Source organism: Aestuariimicrobium sp. T2.26MG-19.2B, from assembly GCF_950101875.1.
GTDB classification, from domain to species: domain Bacteria; phylum Actinomycetota; class Actinomycetes; order Propionibacteriales; family Propionibacteriaceae; genus Aestuariimicrobium; species Aestuariimicrobium kwangyangense.
On sequence record NZ_CATNLW010000001.1, the window covers coordinates 221,855 to 237,163 of the forward strand.

Genomic DNA, 15,309 nt, shown 5'->3' on the forward strand with positions numbered 1-15,309 from the left:
TCGAGACGCTGTCTGTTGTGCCGCCCCGCCCGCGGCCTAGACTGGAGGACACAACAAGACCGTCTGGTCACCAGGGTCAGCAGCCGAGGATCGTCGGCCGCCACCCCGTTCACCGGTCAGTCATCCCAGGGTCAAGGCAAGGAGGCGTGATGGCTCTCTCCGATGAGGAACAGCGCCTGCTTGCGCAACTCGAACAGTCCCTCGCCGAGGACGACCCGAAACTTGCCCATCTGATGCGGGGCAGCCGGGTTCGTCCCACCCGTGGTTCCCGCCACCTCGTGGCCGGGGGCATCGGTTTCCTGGTCGGGCTCACCCTGCTGGTGCTGGGCATCCAGACCCATTGGACGGTCAGCGTGGCCGGCTTCGTGGTGATGGCCGCCTCGGCTGCATCGGGACTGGGGTTGTTGCCTTCGCGTGGCGGTGCGCGCCAGCACCACCACACGCCCAAGCAGCAGGCCGCCGCCAAGGCCGCCCCTTCCGGCTCGATGATGGACAAGTTCGAGGAGCGCTGGCGCAAGCGCCAGGACGAGGGGCGCTGACCCGCCGTCCGGACTGTTCAGGCCTCAGCCGGTCAGCCTTGCTCGCCGCACGGCGTGGGGCCCGAACCTCATGATGGCCGCGTCAGCCGCCTGTTCCACCTCCCTCATGCCCTTGTCGGGGGCATCGAGGGTGAACTGCTGGTAGGCCTCGTCCGCATCGACCAACCGTTCCACCCGCACCCCCACCCGGCGGATCCGTGCCCGCTGCAGGTTCAGCCCCCGCCAACACCTCAGCGCTGCCGCGTAGATCTCGTCGGTGACATCGGTCGGGGTGGCCAGCTGCGTGGTGCGGGTGATGGTGGTGAAGTCCGCGAACCGTAGCGAGATGCTCACCCCTCGGCCGAGCACCTGGGCCTGGCGCATGCGTCCGGCGGTGCGCGCCGCCATGCGCAGGAGTTCGGTGGTCACGAGACCTGGGTCGTCGGTGTCACGGGAGAACGTCTCCTGCGCCCCGATGCTGCGCTCCACCGCCTCCCCGACCACCCGGCGGTCGTCCCTGCCCCACGACAGGTCGTGCAACCACCCCCCCGCATGGGTACCCATCGCCCGTTGCAGGGTCTGTCTGGACGTGTGGGCCACCTCGCCGATGGTGGTCAGTCCCAGCTGGTGCAGGCGAGCGGCGGTCGACTCCCCCACCCCCCACACCTTCTCGACCGGGAGCGGGTGCAGGAAGGCGACCACCTGACTGGGGGGTACCTGCACCACCCCGTCGGGCTTGGCCTGGTTCGAGGCGAGCTTGGCCACGAACTTCGAGGGCGCGATGCCGACCGAACAGGTGATCTGCTGCTCGTCGGCCACCTGCGCACGGATCAGTTCGGCGATCACCCGGGGATCCCCCAGCCGCAGCACCGACCCGGTCACGTCGAGAAAGGCCTCATCGATCGAGATCGCCTCCACCCGAGGGGTGACCCCTCCGAAGATCGCGAACACACCCTTGCTGACCGCGGCATAGGTGTCGTGGTCGGGCGGCACCGGAATCCCCTGGGGGCACAACCGCCTGGCCCGTGAACTGGGCATGCCCGACCTCACCCCCGCAGCGCGTGCCTCGTAGCTGGCCGACAGCACCACCCCTCGTTCGGCGCCTCCCACCCACATCGGTCGTCCGCGCAGTTCGGGTCTGCGAGCCAGTTCGACGGTGGCGTAGAAGGCGTCCATGTCGACGTGCATGATCACCGTCTCGCTCGCCATCGTCACCACCCCGAACTTCCCGGGCTGGAGTGCCACAGCTTGCGTGGTGCCTGCGCAGCCGGGGTGCCCGCCGGTTTCACGTCGGCATAGGGCGACTGCTTGAACCCGCTGGCGTGCACCAGGACGCGACGGGGACCCATGCCCCCGGCTCGTCCGTGGGTCTGCGCGTCGGCGGCGGGACGGGCATCGGTCATCCGCTCCGCACGGGGCGCCGGCGCCTGCAGTTGCTCGGGACGGGCGTTGATCTCGTCGACCACGGCCTGCATCGCCGCGTCGACGTCGCCGTCCCGGGTCAGGTGGGCCTGGTAGGTCGCGAACAGCGCCTGCAGGTCCCACGCCCCCGTCGCCCGCAGTGAGACCCCACGGGGCCCGGTGCGGCGCAACTCCCCGCGCACCACCAGGAGCCAACTCGAGAACACCGTCGCCGCGTACGGACCCTGGGCGTCCTCGAAGAAGGTGGCATCGACTGGTCCGGAACCATCATCGAGGGTCAGGAAGACGACTCGTCGTCCGCTGCGCACCGGCGGTGTCTGGGTGGCCACCTTCACTCCCGCCACCAGCAGGTCGGCATGCGAGCGCTGGCCCAGCAGGTCAGGCGACCAGGTGGTGCCCAACCGCTGCAGGAAGGCGCGGTAGAAGGCCATCACGTGCTGGCTGGCGTCCATGCCGAGGATCTCGAGTTCGAGTTCGAGGCGCTGCCGGTCGTCGAGTTCGGGCAGCCCCGTGGCGGCCACGTCGCCGGGACCCTGGCGGGAGGACCCCCACCCCTCGGACCGGGCTTCGTCCTCCCCCGGGTCGGTGAAGTCGAGGGCCAACTGCACCCCCGCGAAGGCATCCGCGCGGCGTGCGTTCACCACCTCACCCTGTGCCTGGGACCTGGCCAGATCGCGGGGATCGTCGAGGTTCGACGCCACGGGCTTGGTGCGTCGCAGTCCCTTGGCGCGGGAGGCGGTCCGCGCCTCCACCACCTGGAGCCGACGCAGGTCGGCGACAGCGAGCACGAGGTCACGACGGGTGAGCAGCCCTCGCTGGTGCACCGCGGCCGCTCGTCCGATGCCGTAGAGCCGGTCGAAGGCACCGGCCAGCACCAGCCGTTCGACCACGGGGGCATCGACCTGCGCCCGGTTCCAGAAGTCGGTGAGGGAGTGGTACGGCTGGCCAGCGACGATCCGGGCGACCTCGATGGCACTGATGCCCTTCACCTCGTTGAGGGCCATCCGGATGCCGTGTTCGGGGTCCTGGGGCAGGCCCTGGGGGTTCAACGGACGAACGGCGGTGGCCGGGTCACTGCCCGGCTCCAACCCCGCCTGTTCCTGTTCCTCGTCGAGGTCAGTGCGGCGAGACGGGCGCCAGTCACCCCACTCGAGGCCGTGCAGACACTCCACCCGATAGACGTCACTGGAGGCGTTCACGTCGAGCCCGAGCACGGGCACCTGCATGCGCCGCGCCTCCTCGAGGATCAGCCGCTTGGGGTACATACCCGGGTCGTGGGTGAGCACACCGGCGATGAAATGGGCCGGATGGTGCCGCTTCAACCAGGCCGACTGATAGGTGGGCAGGGCGAAGGCGGCCGCGTGCGCCTTGCAGAAACCGAACGAGGCGAAGGCGGCCAGCACCGACCAGACCTTCTCGACCACCCGTTCGTCGTAACCACGGTCGATCGTGGTGGGAATGAACCAGGCGCGCACATCGGCCTGTCCCGCCGGGTCGCCCAGGGCCCGCCGGACCTCGTCGGCCTGGGCCAGCGAACAGCCGGTCATGACGGCGACGATCTGGATGATCTGCTCGTGGAAGACCACCACGCCGCCGGTCTCCTCGAGCACCGGCACCAGGTCGGGGTGCAGGTACACCGGGTCCTTCCAGCCCTGGCGCGCGTTCAGGAAGGGCACCACCATGTCGGACTTCACCGGCCCGGGGCGAAACAGCGAGATGTCGATCACCACGTCGGTGAAGGTGGTGGGACCGAACTTCCCGATCAGTTCACGCTGCCCGGGTGACTCGATCTGGAAACAACCCAGGGTCGCGGCATGGGCGATCAGGTCGTAGGTGTCGGGATCGTCGAAGGGTGCGAGGGCGTCGATGTCGGGCCGCACGTGCCCCGTGCGCTCGATCTCGTCGAGGCAGTGCGCCATCGACGACTGCATCCGGATGCCCAGCACGTCGAGCTTGAGCAGGCCGATGTCCTCGACGTCGTCCTTGTCGAACTGGCTCATCGGGAAGCCGCCGAAACTGGCCTCCACCGGGGTGCGATCACCCAGGGTGGCATCCGACAGCAGCACCCCACACGGATGCAGGGCGACGTGGCGGGGCAACCCGTCGAGCGACTCGACCAGGTCGAAGAGCACGTCGAGGCGGCGTTCAGCCAGCCCGGCGGCCCGCAGTTCGGGCAGGTCGCGCAGGGCGGACCTGGCATCGCGTGCACGGATGTGGGGGAAGGCCTTGGCGATGGCGTCGACCTCGATGGGGGGAAGGCTGAGGGCTGCCCCGACGTCGCGGACGGCATGCCTGACCCGGTAGGTCTCGAGCATCGCCACGCAGGCCACCCGCTCTCCGCCGAAGACGTCGAGGATCTTCTCGTAGATCTCGGTGCGTCGGGCCGACTCGACGTCGAGGTCGATGTCGGGCAGGGCCCGCCGCAACGGCGACAGGAAGCGCTCCATGATCAACCCGTTGGCGATCGGGTCGACCCCCGAGATGCCCAGCAGGTGGTTGACCATGCTGCCGGCACCCGACCCGCGCGCGGCACAGCGGATACCCATGTCGCGAACGAGTTGCACCACGTCGGCGACGGTGAGGAAGTAGGAGGCGAAACCGAGGTGCTCGATCACGGCCAGTTCCTCGTCGAGCCTGCGTTCCACCTTCTCGACGAGGGCGGACGATGACCCGTAGCGACCCGCGATGCCTGCCTCGCAGCGTTGCCTCAGCGTGGTCATCACCTCTTCGGCCGTGGTGCCCAACACCCCGAACTCGGGCAGGTGGATCTCACCCAGCCCGAGGTCAGCACGGGGATCGAGTTGGCACCGCAGTCCCAGGGTGCGGGTGTCTGCCACCAACCGCTCGGCACCGTGGCGGCCTCGTCCGGCGAGTTGGGCGACGTGCTCGGCGATCTCGACCATGGCCTTGCCCGACTTGAGGTAGCCCTCGGCGTTGCGGCGATCGATGTTGCGCAGGTCGAGGGGCACCAACCGGCGGGCCGCGTCGAGCACGTCGACGGTGGCAGCCTGGTGGCGTTCAGCCATCCGCACCTGGTTGGTGAGCACGGCCGGGAGCGAGAACCGGTCGGCCAGGGCCACCATCCCCCCGGCCTGGGCTGCGGAGTTCACCCCGCTGCCGGCCACCTGGTGGTTGGTGGCAGCAATCACCACCCGATCGGCGCCCAGCCGGTCGACCCAACGTTGCAGTTCGGCCTCGGCACCGAGCCGATCACGTTCGGCCACCCGCAACCCGAAACTGGAGTCGCTGCCGAGCATCACGACCAGGTCGTCACCGTGCCGCTCGAGTTGGTCGAGCGAGGTCTCGGGAGTGCCGCGCTCCCCGGCCAGATGGGTGGCCGAGACCAAACGGCACAGGCTCGCCCATCCGGTCCTCGACGTCGCCAGCGGAACCACGCGAGGGTGGCGTCGGTCACGTGTCTCTCCCCCCCGGGCGGCGGTCCGCCGCGGGGCTCGGGAGAGGGCGGCAACGGGTTCGGGGACGGCCAGGTCGACCCCCAGCACGGGGGCCACCCCGTGTTGCAGGCAGGCCTTGGCGAACCTGATCGCCCCGTAGAGGCCGTCACGGTCGGTCAGTGCCATCACCGACTGGCCGTGCTCGGCCGCGGTGGCGACCAGGGCCGAAGGATGGGAGGCGCCGTGCTGGAAGGAGTAGCCCGAGGCCACCCGAAGATGGACGAAGGGGTCGCTCATCGTCGCCCCCCCGGATCGAGGCGCAGCCTGCCCACGGCCTCGAGGAAGGTCTGGGCGTCGCGCACCAGGTCATCGGCCTCCCGGTCACCGATCGGCAGTTCACCTCGGGCGGCCGCGTCGTGGCGTGGCTGGATGGCCGACAGGTAACCCGCCCACTCCGCCAGTTCGGGGGCATGGTGGGCCACGACGCGCCACAACCCTGCGTTCGAGGAACCACGGGGTGGACGACCGGTGCGCGCCCGCAGCGCCAGGGCAGCCAGCTCGCGCAGGGCGTGGTGGGCGGCCAGGTAGCGGGTCGCCGGATCGGGGGTCAGATCGGCCGTGACGACCAGGGTCTGGGCCCGAGCCAGGTCGATGCGGTGGTGATCGGCCACCCGGACGGCTCGCGCACTGGTGGAGGACAGGAGTTCGTGGCTCATCCCAGGCTCCTCAGTCGATCACGGTGCGTAGTTGCCAGGCACCGTCGTGGAAGCGGTGGGCCAGTTCGTAGATGCCACGACTGCCTGCCATGCCGTTGGCCGCCTCGACCCGCCACACCTCGCTCTCACGCAACAGGTCGGCGTCATCACCCGCTCCCGGGTGCTGGCGGCTCATGGTGGCCGTGCCACCACCCAGGCGCTGGTGCTCCCAGTCGTCGTCGCCGCGAGCGGCGCGCACCTGGCTCGAGGTCCACCACTCCCCGGACTCGATCCAGCGACTCTCGATGGCCAGCACCCGCCACAGCTGCCCCCGCCACAGGAACTGGGCAGGATCGTTCATCCTGCCGAGCCTGACCTCGATCGCGTCCCCACGCCTGCGCACTGTGAACCCCTTCCCCGAGTCGTGCGAAACCTACTTCTCGACCCGTGAAGGGAGCTCCGACGTGATCGGGGGTCGAGGCCGACCACGCCGAAGCGGTCCCAGTGCTCGAACCACCTCGTCCACCGACGAACTGCGGTTCCGATCGGGCCCTTCCCCAAGTTCCCGATCGGTGATGCGAGGGAGTGGGTGACCACCCTCGAATCGAACAGGTGTTCGAACACCACCAACTATAGGAGCACCCTCCGACACTTCGTCAACCCCGGGTTGATCCTCCACTCGAACCTCAGTTCGTCACCGGGGCGCACCTGCCCGAGCACGTCGAGGTCGGCCGGGTCGACCACCCCGATCACCGGGTAGCCCCCGGTCGTCGGGTGGTCGGCGAGGAAGACCACGGGACGACCGTCCGGTGGCACCTGCACCGATCCGGGGATCACGGCCTCGCTCGGGAGTTCGCCGGTGACCAGTCGTTCGAGGCCGACCTGCGCCGGGTGGTGGCGCGCCTGCAGTCGCATGCCGACGCGATCGCACTCCGGAGAGACCAGCCACGGCGTGGCGACGAACAGGGCACGGGCCGCCGGGGTGAACCAGTCGTCCCGGGGCCCCGCGAACACACCCAGCATCAGCCCGTCGCTCCCCCCGCCGACCGCCGCCGCGGCCAGCCCGAGGTCGGTCGCCGTCCACGGGCCGGTGGCCAGCCCCGCCGAGTCGAGCACGTCACCCGCGCGCAGGGGCGCTCGTCCCAACCCCGCGGTGGGTGAGGACGAGACCGAACCGGCCAGCAGGTCGCCGGCCAGTCCGCCGGCCACGCCCAGCAGCACCCGGAGCCCGTGGCTGGGACGACCCACCCGCACCTGCGCCCCAGCACGAACCGGGAGGGCGGTGTGGCTGGGCTCGGGTCGTCCGTCGACCAGGACGGGTGCAGGTGCCCCACAGAAGGCGAGCACCGTGTCAGCCATCACCTGCACCACCAACCCGCCGCCCAGCAGTTCGAGGCCGGCAGCCGTCTCGGGATTGCCGACCAGACGATTGGCCAGCCTCAACGAGGCGCGATCGAGGGCACCGGCCCTCGGCAGTCCCATGCCGAGACCGGTGCGGCGTCCGAGGTCCTGGAGCAGGCAGAGGGGACCGGGCTCGAGCACCCGCAGAACAGGACCCGCAGGCAGGGGGTCCACAGGCAGGGGGTCAACAGGCCGGGGGTTCATGCGGAGACCTCGACGAACCGCACCCGCACCCCGGCATGCAGCAGGGCGGGCGGCTGACGGTGGGGGTCGAACATCGCCAGCGCCGTGCGGCCGATCACCTGCCAACCCCCCGGAGGGCACCCGGGTAGACACCGCTCCACTCCCCCGCCAGCGCCACCGAACCGGCCGGGATTCGGGTTCGGGGGGTGGTGCGCCGAGGCACGGAGCGGGGGTGCTCACCGACCAGGTAACCGAACCCGGGCAGGAATCCGACCAGGTCACAGGTCCAGACCTGGCTGGTGTGCCAGTCGACCAGGTCACGCACTCCCAGACCGAGCAGGTCGGCGACCTCGACGAGGTCATCACCGTCGTAGACCACCGGAACCACCACGTCGGAGGTGCCCCCTGCAACCGTCCCGGGCACCGTGCTCCCGGGGACGACGCTGCTGCGGATCAGGCTGGTGAGTGCTGCCACCGCGGCCGACACCTCGACAGGCGAGGTCAGGAAGACCGCAACGGTCTGCACACCCACCACCAGGTCGATCACGTCGGGCAACCGGCCGCCCACCAGTTCGGCCTCGAGCAGCGCCACGAGTTGGCGACGTCGAACCGGCGTCCCGCAGTCGACGAGCACGGCCGAACCCCCCAGGGGTCTCAGCTCGAAGGGCCTGATCCCGGAGTCACCCACCGGATCGTCCGTCCACTCGCCGGGCACGGACATCACGACACGAACGGGGCCAGCCCGATGTCGGCCGCAGCCATCGCCTCCCGCACGGAGCAGGCCATCGCCACCGCCCCGGGCGAGTCGCCGTGCACGCAGATCGATTCGGCCTCCACCGCCACCTCGGTGCCGTCGACGGCCTCAACCACCCCGGTGCGGACGAGGCCCACCATCCTCTCCGCCACCACCCGCGGGTCGTGCAGCAGCGCACCCGGTTCGCGGCGCGGGACGAGCGTGCCGTCGGGGCGGTAACCCCGGTCGGCGAAGGCCTCGACGACGGTGCGGATGCCTCGTCCACGGGCCAGTTCGTGAGCGATCCCCGGCAGGCCCAACAGGGCCAAGGACTCGTCGAAGTCACCGATGGCCCCCACCACAGCACCGGCCTGCTCGGGGTGGGTGACGATGGCGTTGTACAGCGCCCCGTGGGGTTTGACGTAGCCCACCCGGGCGCCGACGACGGCGGCCAGACCGGCCAGTGCGGCCAGTTGGTAGAGCACGTCGGCGCGGAGTTCGGCGGGATCGACGTCGACGAACCGTCGTCCGAAGCCCGCGAGGTCGCGGTAGGAGACGTGCGCCCCGACCACGACCCCCCGGTCGGCGGCCGCACGCAGGGTACGCAGCATCACCGTCGGGTCCCCGGCGTGGAAACCGCAGGCGACATTGGCCGAGGTCACGACGCCGAGCAGGGCCTCGTCGTCACCCATCGTCCACGACCCGAAGGACTCCCCCAGGTCGGCGTTCAGATCGACGGTTCGCATGTGCCCGAGTCTGGCACGAGCACCTACGCTCGAGGGCATGTCGATCAGCGCGCTGCAGCCCCACGCCCAGACGTGGGCCACCACCATCGCCGAGGTGTTGGCCACCCCGTGGCCCTACGCGGCCGCCCACGCCAGCCGGGGACCCGAGGACTGTGACGTCACCCCCTCCCGCCTGCACCCGATGTTCCACGCCAGCCTCGACTGGCACTCCTCGGCGCACATGCAGTGGTCGGCGATCACGCTGCTGCACCACACGGCCCTCCCCGAGGGGACCCGTGACGCCCTCACCGCCGAACTCGACTCCCGACTCACCGACGAGAACGGTCAGGTGGAGGCCACCTATCTGGCGGACCATCCCGGCTATGAACGGCCCTATGGCTGGGGATGGGTCGCGACCCTGACCGCCGGCGCCACGGCGCTGGCCGCGGACACCGCCCACCCCCTGGCTGCGCGCGCCCGGACCTGGGCCACCGCGCTGCAGCCGGTGGCCGACCAGGTCGGGGACCACCTGATCGCCTGGCTGCCCAAACTCGCCTTCCCGATCCGCCACGGGGTGCACTCCAACACCGCCTTCGGCCTCACCCTGGCCCGCGACGCCTTCGAGGCGCTCGGGGTCGACGACGTGGTCACCGCCATCGACAGGGCCGCCCGCGAGTTCTTCCTGCCCGACGTCGACTACCCCAGCTCCTGGGAGCCGAGCGGTGCCGACTTCCTGTCCCCGGCGCTCTGCGAGGCCGACCTGATGCGGCGGGTGCTGCCCCACCAGGAGTTCGGGGCCTGGCTGAACACCTTCCTGCCGGTGCTGGCCGAACCCGGCGAGCGGCTGCTGCAGATGCCGGTCGTGCTGGACGAGACCGACGGCCACGCCGTCCACCTCCACGGGCTCGCGCTCAGTCGCGCGGCCCAACTCCGGGCACTGGCGCCCTTCCTCGAGGCACCTCGGGCGACCGCAGCCCGGTCTGCCGCGGACGAGCTGGTCGCCCATGCATCCGCCGCCATCAGCGAGGGCGACTTCATGAGCACGCACTGGCTGGTCAGTTTCGCGGTGCTCGCCGCCCTGATGGAGTGAGCCGCAAGGCCCGAGCCGTGAGCCGCGGGCCGCCGCGGGCCTACTGTGTCGCCATGGAACTGCTCCCCATGACGTTCGCCTCGGGTTGGGCCAGCGGCATCAACGCCTACGCCACCGTGCTGGTCCTGGGCTTGATGGGGCGTTTCGCCCACGAGCCGAGCGTTCCGGCGGCGTTCCAGCGCACCGACGTGCTGATCGTGATGGCGGTGCTCGCCGTGCTCGAACTGGTGGCCGACAAGATTCCCTACCTCGACTCGGCCTGGGACACCGTCTCGACGATCATCCGACCCGTCGCGGGGGCCGTGATCGGAGCCCTGATCGCCGGGCAGTCAGGCAGCCTGCTGACCCTCTCGCTGGCAGCCGTCGGCGGGGTGTCGGCCCTGCTCAGCCACCTCACCAAGGCGGGGCTACGACTGGCCATCAACACCTCACCCGAGCCGGTCACCAATGTCGCCGCCTCGGCCGCCGGTGACGTCAGCGTCGTGGGAGTGGCGGCTCTGGCTGCCAGCTTCCCGGTGGTGGCCGCGATCATCGCGGGCGTGCTGCTGGTGGCCACCGCGATCGTGTTCTGGTTCGCCTTCTCGAGGGTGCGTCGTGGATGGCGTGCCATCCGACGCTGGCTGCGCCCGGGGCCACGGCCATCATGAGCCTCGGCGAGGGGCCAACGGTACGAGTGCGTGGGGCGAGCCTGGTGGGGATCGCCACGGCGGCACGACTGGCCCGCTGGGGGCATCAGGTCGAAGTGGTCGGCACCCCCTCCCCGGAGCGGTGCGACCCCCCGGTCATGACTCTCCCGGCTGTCTGGCGCGACCTCTTCACCAAGACCGGCCAACCCTGGGCCGGAGCGCTGAACGGCGCCCATCTGGAACTGGTCGAGGCGCCCCCTGCGATGCATCACTTCTTCGACGGCAGCGAGGTGGCACTTCCCACCGAGCGCGGGGCGCAGGTGCGAGCCCTCGAGCCCTTGGTGGGGCGAACCCAGGCATTGGCCTGGGCCCAGGTGCTCGACCGCGCCGACACGTTGTGGCAGGCCTGGCGGCGCCATGGCGCCGAGCATCCCTTCGACACCGACGCAGATCTCGGCCCCCTGCTGCCGCGGACGTCGATGGGGGAACTGACCGCACCACTGACCGACGCCCGACTGGTCGAGCTCTTCACCAGCGTCGCAGCGCGCGCGGGCGCCGAGAACGAACCAGCCACGCGTGACAACAGGGCGCCTGCCCTGCTGGCCTCCCGCTGGTCCGTGGAGCGCACCTTCGGACGATGGCACCTCATCGATGCCGACACCCGCCGGGCGCAGCCCCTGAGCCGCCTCACCGATCTGCTGATGACGCGGGCCCTCTCCCTGGGGGTCCGTTTCACCCACGTCGATGAGCAGCACCCCGGCTCGGCCCGCGTCGACGTCGACACCCTGACCCCGGTCCCGCCGCGGTCGTTGTTGCCGTGGCGGCCGGCCCCGCGCCCCTGGGCCCCCTCGTTCGAGTGCAGTCATCACGACAACGACCTGCCGCCGGGGGTTGTGACCGAACACGTCCATCACGGAGCCGAGGCGGGGGCTGAGGTCACGTGGCTCTGGCAGGGGCACGCCGTCGTCACCGACTGGACGACCCGCCAGGCCCCCCCACCGGGTACCGGGGGATGGACCGTGGAAACCTTCCGTCAGTGGCGTGAGCGTCCGCCTCTGCGCGTCGACGACACCCACTGGCGAGGCAGCGCCGCGAGCCACGCGGGCAACGAACCATGGGCTCAGCTGCTCACCGGGGCGCTGATCGCCTACGAGGTGCACGAGCACCTCACCGGGGAGGACATCCGCCCCACCAACCGGAACCAACCGCTTCCCCCACGGCTACGCCCGATTCCGGTTCCGCGACCAGCAGACGGCTCGAATACCCAGTTGGGCCGTGCACCCGAGTAGGCTTGAGCGTCAGTCTCACCCTGTGAGGGAAGTTAGTGAACTCATCACCCACAAGCTCGGACCGGCCTCGCCAGTCCGCGTCCACCCCCGATCCTGACACCGTCCGTCGAGAGATCGCGGCGGAACAGGATCACGTCGACCGCGTGTACCAGGCCCTCGACCTGGCCACGGCGTCCGCGAAGCAGGTGGCTCGCGCTGGTAGCGAGACCTACAAGAGCGATCGTGGCGACTACGTCCGTGAGGAACATGGCACCGCCATGTTCGAGCGCGACGCGTTCGCCTACCAGTCCGCCAGACGTCTGGCCACCCTGGACGCCGAACACGAGGGGCTGGTGTTCGGCCGGCTCGACCTCACCGATGGCGAGGTGCGACACATCGGTCGCATCGGCGTGCGCGACGAGGAGTACGAGCCACTGGTGATGGACTGGCGCGCTCCGGCCGCCGAGCCGTTCTACCGCGCCACCCCCAACGAGCCGCTCGGCGTCATCCGCCGCAGAGTGCTGCGCACCCACGGTGCCACCGTCACCGGTGTCGAGGACGACCTGCTCGACTCCTCCGCCGATTCCGACCTCGTGGTGGTCGGCGAGGGCGCCCTGATGGCCGCCCTGAAGCGCGCCCGCGGCGATGCCATGCGCGACATCGTCGCCACCATCCAGGCCGAGCAGGACGAAGCCATCCGGGCCCCTTACCAGGGGTTCACCGTGATCTCGGGTGGCCCCGGCACCGGGAAGACCGTCGTGGCCCTGCACCGCGCGGCCTACCTGCTCTACACCCACCGCAAGCGCCTCGAGAAGGGCGGCGTGCTCGTGGTCGGCCCGAGCGGGGTGTTCATGAACTACATCGAACGGGTCCTGCCCTCGCTCGGCGAGGACGCCGTCACCCTGCGCGCCGTCGGGGCCCTGGCCGTCGACGTGCTGGGGTCGAGTTCCGACATCGTCGACACCGCGCCGGCAGCCCTGCTGAAGGGCTCCATCCGCATGCTGCCGGTGCTCAGGGCCCTGGCCCAGCTTCCGCCCGGTGACCAGGAACCGAGCCTTCGGGTGAGCGTCAAGGGCGAGGTGATGACCCTTCGTCCCCAGCAGGTGGCGGGACTGCGCAAGCAGGTGCTGTCGAACCACCGCCTCAACCAGGGCAGGGAGGCCGCCGAACGGGCCGCCCTGGGTGCGTTGTGGGGCATGTTCACCAATGACGACGAACTGGGCCGCGACCAGTTCGACGATGCCGTCACCTCTCAGGCGTCGTGGACGATGTTCCTGCACGCCTGGTGGCCCGCGGTCGACCCCCGCGACCTGCTGATGCGACTGGTCGACCCGGCCGTGCTCGAGCAGGTGGGGGGCGGACTCTCGGCCGAGGAGCGCCGAGTGCTGGCGGAGTCCTTCGCCCCCGTCGTCTCGGGAGAACGTGGCTGGACGATCGCCGACATCGCGCTGCTCGACGAGTTGGTCTCGATCGTCGGCGCACCCGTCGTCGAGGTGGACGACGACCGTTCGGTCATCTTCGAGGGAGGCGCCGACGTCGAGGAACTGGTCACCACCATGGAACGGCTGACCGACCAGCGCGTCGTCGACCCCGACGACGACCCCCAGGACACCTTCGCGCACGTGCTCGTCGACGAGGCCCAGGACATCACGCCGATGCAGTGGCGGATGTTGCGTCGGCGCGGCCCGCAGGCCAGCTGGACGATCGTCGGCGATCCCGCGCAGAGCTCCTTCCCCGACCCCGACGAAACGGCCCGGGCCATGACCGACCTGGTCGGACGAGCCCCGTTCCGCCAGTTCAGGTTGTCGACGAACTACCGCTCGCCGGCCGAGGTGTTCAACCTGGCGGCCAAGGTGATCACCACGGTGCAGCCGGACGCCGACCTTCCCGAGGCCGTGCGTCGAACCGGTTTCGCTCCGCAGCTGGAGTCCACCACGCCCGAGGGCCTGCACGATGCCCTGCGTCAGCACGTGTCCAGGCTGGCCGACCAGGTGACGGGGACGATCGGTGTCGTCTCACCTCCCTCGCTGATCGAGCGGGTGCGCGCCGCGCTCGCCACCTCCCACCCCGACCGGGTGCGGGTGGTCACGCCGCTGCAGGCCAAGGGTCTGGAGTACGACGGGGTCCTGGTGGTCTCACCGGACGACGTGGTGGCAGAGGCGCCGGGTGGAGTCCGTGTGCTCTACGTCGCGCTGACCCGACCCACCCAACGACTGGTCACCCTCGACCTCGACCGGGGCCGCCCGGCACGCTGGCGCCCCGAGGTGGCAGGCGTCTGACCCCCGGCACCCGGCTCGGGGCCGGGCACGGGCTCACCAATGTCGGTGCTGCAGCCGTTCGAAGATCTCCCGGGTCGCCCGGGACCTGTTCTGGGTGAAGAACTGCAGCCCCGGCGCGCCACCTCGTAGCAGGGTGACGGCCAGCTCGGAGGCGATCCGGGCGCCCACGACCCGCACCTGGTCGGGGTCGTGTGCGACCGCCTGCAACCGGTCGACCATCAGTTGCGGCAGGGGTGCCCCCGAGAGTTCGGCGAAGGTCGTGACCTGCTTGACGGTTGCCACCGGCATGATGCCGGGGATGATCGGGATGGGGCAGCCCAGCGAGCGCACCCGGTCGACGAGATCGAAGTACTGGTCGGGCTCGAAGAACAGCTGGGTGATCGCGAACTCTGCGCCCGCCTCCCACTTCGCCACGAGCAGGCGGGCGTCGAGGTCGGCGTCCGACTTGTCCGCGTGGGGGGTGGGGAAGGCTGCCACCCCGACGCAGAAATCTCCCTCGGCCTTGATCAGCCGCACCAGCTCGGTGGCGTTGTCGAGGCCGTCGGGGTGCCGCTGCCAGGGGACGGTGGGACCTCCTGGCATGTCGCCCCGGATGGCCAGGATGTGGGTGACGCCGATCTCGGCGTACGCACGGATGGTGGCACGCAACTCGTCGACGGACTGGTCGGCACAGGTGAGGTGGCCGATGGTCTCCAGCTGGGTACGGTGCATGATCCGCTCACTCGCACGCAGGGTGCGCTCTCGCTGGGACCCGTTCGCGCCGTAGGTGACCGAGACGAAATCAGGGTCGAGCGGGGCCAGCCGCTCGATGGCCGTCCACAGGGTCTCGAACTCCTCCTCGGAGCGCGGGGGCCGGAACTCGAACGAGAACAACGGACGCTCCGCGGTCGCCAACCGCTCGGCGAGGGTCGGTCGCGGGGGGGTCACGGGGGTGGAGGGCACGCCTTCCAGCCTAGGGCGACGGCTCGGTGGCC

The 15,309-nt window shown here is 70.4% G+C and carries 12 protein-coding genes and 1 pseudogene; 5 read left to right on the forward strand and 8 right to left on the reverse strand.

What is annotated here, in order from left to right; genetic code table 11:
- Positions 1–149 precede the first annotated feature (149 nt).
- A complete protein-coding gene (locus tag QQZ11_RS01030; protein ID WP_284548201.1) occupies positions 150–539 on the forward strand; it encodes a DUF3040 domain-containing protein in 390 nt (129 codons plus the stop codon).
- A gap of 24 nt (positions 540–563) precedes the next feature.
- On the opposite strand, the gene dinB is transcribed toward QQZ11_RS01030, so the two are convergent.
- The 7 genes and pseudogenes from dinB to QQZ11_RS01065 form a co-directional block, all read right to left on the reverse strand.
- On the reverse strand, positions 564–1,763 hold the full coding sequence (gene dinB / locus QQZ11_RS01035; protein ID WP_284548202.1) for a DNA polymerase IV: 1,200 nt from the start codon (positions 1,761–1,763) through the stop codon (positions 564–566).
- On the reverse strand, positions 1,730–5,632 hold the full coding sequence (locus tag QQZ11_RS01040) for a DNA polymerase III subunit alpha (RefSeq protein ID WP_284548204.1): 3,903 nt from the start codon (positions 5,630–5,632) through the stop codon (positions 1,730–1,732). The genes dinB and QQZ11_RS01040 overlap by 34 nt, the downstream gene beginning before the upstream one ends.
- Positions 5,629–6,051 (reverse strand): SAV_6107 family HEPN domain-containing protein, encoded by a 423-nt coding sequence (locus tag QQZ11_RS01045; protein WP_284548205.1) that lies wholly within the window; start codon positions 6,049–6,051, stop codon positions 5,629–5,631. The genes QQZ11_RS01040 and QQZ11_RS01045 overlap by 4 nt, the downstream gene beginning before the upstream one ends.
- Before the next feature lie 10 nt (positions 6,052–6,061).
- Positions 6,062–6,433 carry a DUF6504 family protein gene (locus tag QQZ11_RS01050; RefSeq protein WP_022909724.1) on the reverse strand — a complete coding sequence of 124 codons (372 nt, stop codon included), beginning with the start codon at positions 6,431–6,433 and terminating at the stop codon, positions 6,062–6,064.
- A 227-nt stretch (positions 6,434–6,660) separates the two neighbouring features.
- Entirely contained in the window at positions 6,661–7,605 is a 945-nt protein-coding gene (locus tag QQZ11_RS01055) for a 5-oxoprolinase subunit C family protein (protein ID WP_284548207.1), read from the reverse strand.
- A gap of 128 nt (positions 7,606–7,733) precedes the next feature.
- A pseudogene (locus QQZ11_RS01060) lies at positions 7,734–8,335 on the reverse strand (carboxyltransferase domain-containing protein); the annotation flags it as partial.
- Positions 8,335–9,093 carry a LamB/YcsF family protein gene (locus QQZ11_RS01065; RefSeq protein WP_284548210.1) on the reverse strand — a complete coding sequence of 253 codons (759 nt, stop codon included), beginning with the start codon at positions 9,091–9,093 and terminating at the stop codon, positions 8,335–8,337. The pseudogene QQZ11_RS01060 and the gene QQZ11_RS01065, both read right to left, overlap by 1 nt.
- A gap of 37 nt (positions 9,094–9,130) precedes the next feature.
- On the opposite strand from QQZ11_RS01065, the gene QQZ11_RS01070 reads away from it, so the two are divergent.
- From QQZ11_RS01070 to QQZ11_RS01085, 4 genes are all read left to right on the forward strand, one after another.
- On the forward strand, positions 9,131–10,162 hold the full coding sequence (locus QQZ11_RS01070) for a DUF2891 family protein (protein ID WP_284548211.1): 1,032 nt from the start codon (positions 9,131–9,133) through the stop codon (positions 10,160–10,162).
- 53 nt (positions 10,163–10,215) lie between these two features.
- On the forward strand, positions 10,216–10,809 hold the full coding sequence (locus tag QQZ11_RS01075; protein WP_284548212.1) for a DUF4126 domain-containing protein: 594 nt from the start codon (positions 10,216–10,218) through the stop codon (positions 10,807–10,809).
- 137 nt (positions 10,810–10,946) lie between these two features.
- Positions 10,947–12,077: a hypothetical protein gene (locus tag QQZ11_RS01080; RefSeq protein ID WP_284548214.1), complete on the forward strand. Its 1,131-nt coding sequence runs from the start codon at positions 10,947–10,949 to the stop codon at positions 12,075–12,077.
- A 113-nt stretch (positions 12,078–12,190) separates the two neighbouring features.
- Positions 12,191–14,335, forward strand: coding sequence for a HelD family protein (locus QQZ11_RS01085; RefSeq protein ID WP_446698825.1), 2,145 nt, complete (start codon positions 12,191–12,193; stop codon positions 14,333–14,335).
- Positions 14,336–14,368: 33 nt separating this feature from the next.
- On the opposite strand, the gene QQZ11_RS01090 is transcribed toward QQZ11_RS01085, so the two are convergent.
- A complete protein-coding gene (locus QQZ11_RS01090; RefSeq protein WP_284548217.1) occupies positions 14,369–15,277 on the reverse strand; it encodes a methylenetetrahydrofolate reductase in 909 nt (302 codons plus the stop codon).
- Between the last annotated feature and the right edge of the window lie 32 nt (positions 15,278–15,309).

What these genes read in the sequence shown, in the direction of transcription:
- QQZ11_RS01030 (WP_284548201.1), top strand. Translation starts at nt 150, where the DNA reads ATGGCTCTCTCCGATGAGGAACAGCGCCTGCTTGCGCAACTCGAACAG.
- QQZ11_RS01040 (WP_284548204.1), bottom strand. Translation starts at nt 5,632, where the DNA reads ATGAGCGACCCCTTCGTCCATCTTCGGGTGGCCTCGGGCTACTCCTTC.
- QQZ11_RS01045 (WP_284548205.1), bottom strand. Translation starts at nt 6,051, where the DNA reads ATGAGCCACGAACTCCTGTCCTCCACCAGTGCGCGAGCCGTCCGGGTG.
- QQZ11_RS01065 (WP_284548210.1), bottom strand. Translation starts at nt 9,093, where the DNA reads ATGCGAACCGTCGATCTGAACGCCGACCTGGGGGAGTCCTTCGGGTCG.
- QQZ11_RS01070 (WP_284548211.1), top strand. Translation starts at nt 9,131, where the DNA reads ATGTCGATCAGCGCGCTGCAGCCCCACGCCCAGACGTGGGCCACCACC.
- QQZ11_RS01075 (WP_284548212.1), top strand. Translation starts at nt 10,216, where the DNA reads ATGGAACTGCTCCCCATGACGTTCGCCTCGGGTTGGGCCAGCGGCATC.
- QQZ11_RS01080 (WP_284548214.1), top strand. Translation starts at nt 10,947, where the DNA reads ATGACTCTCCCGGCTGTCTGGCGCGACCTCTTCACCAAGACCGGCCAA.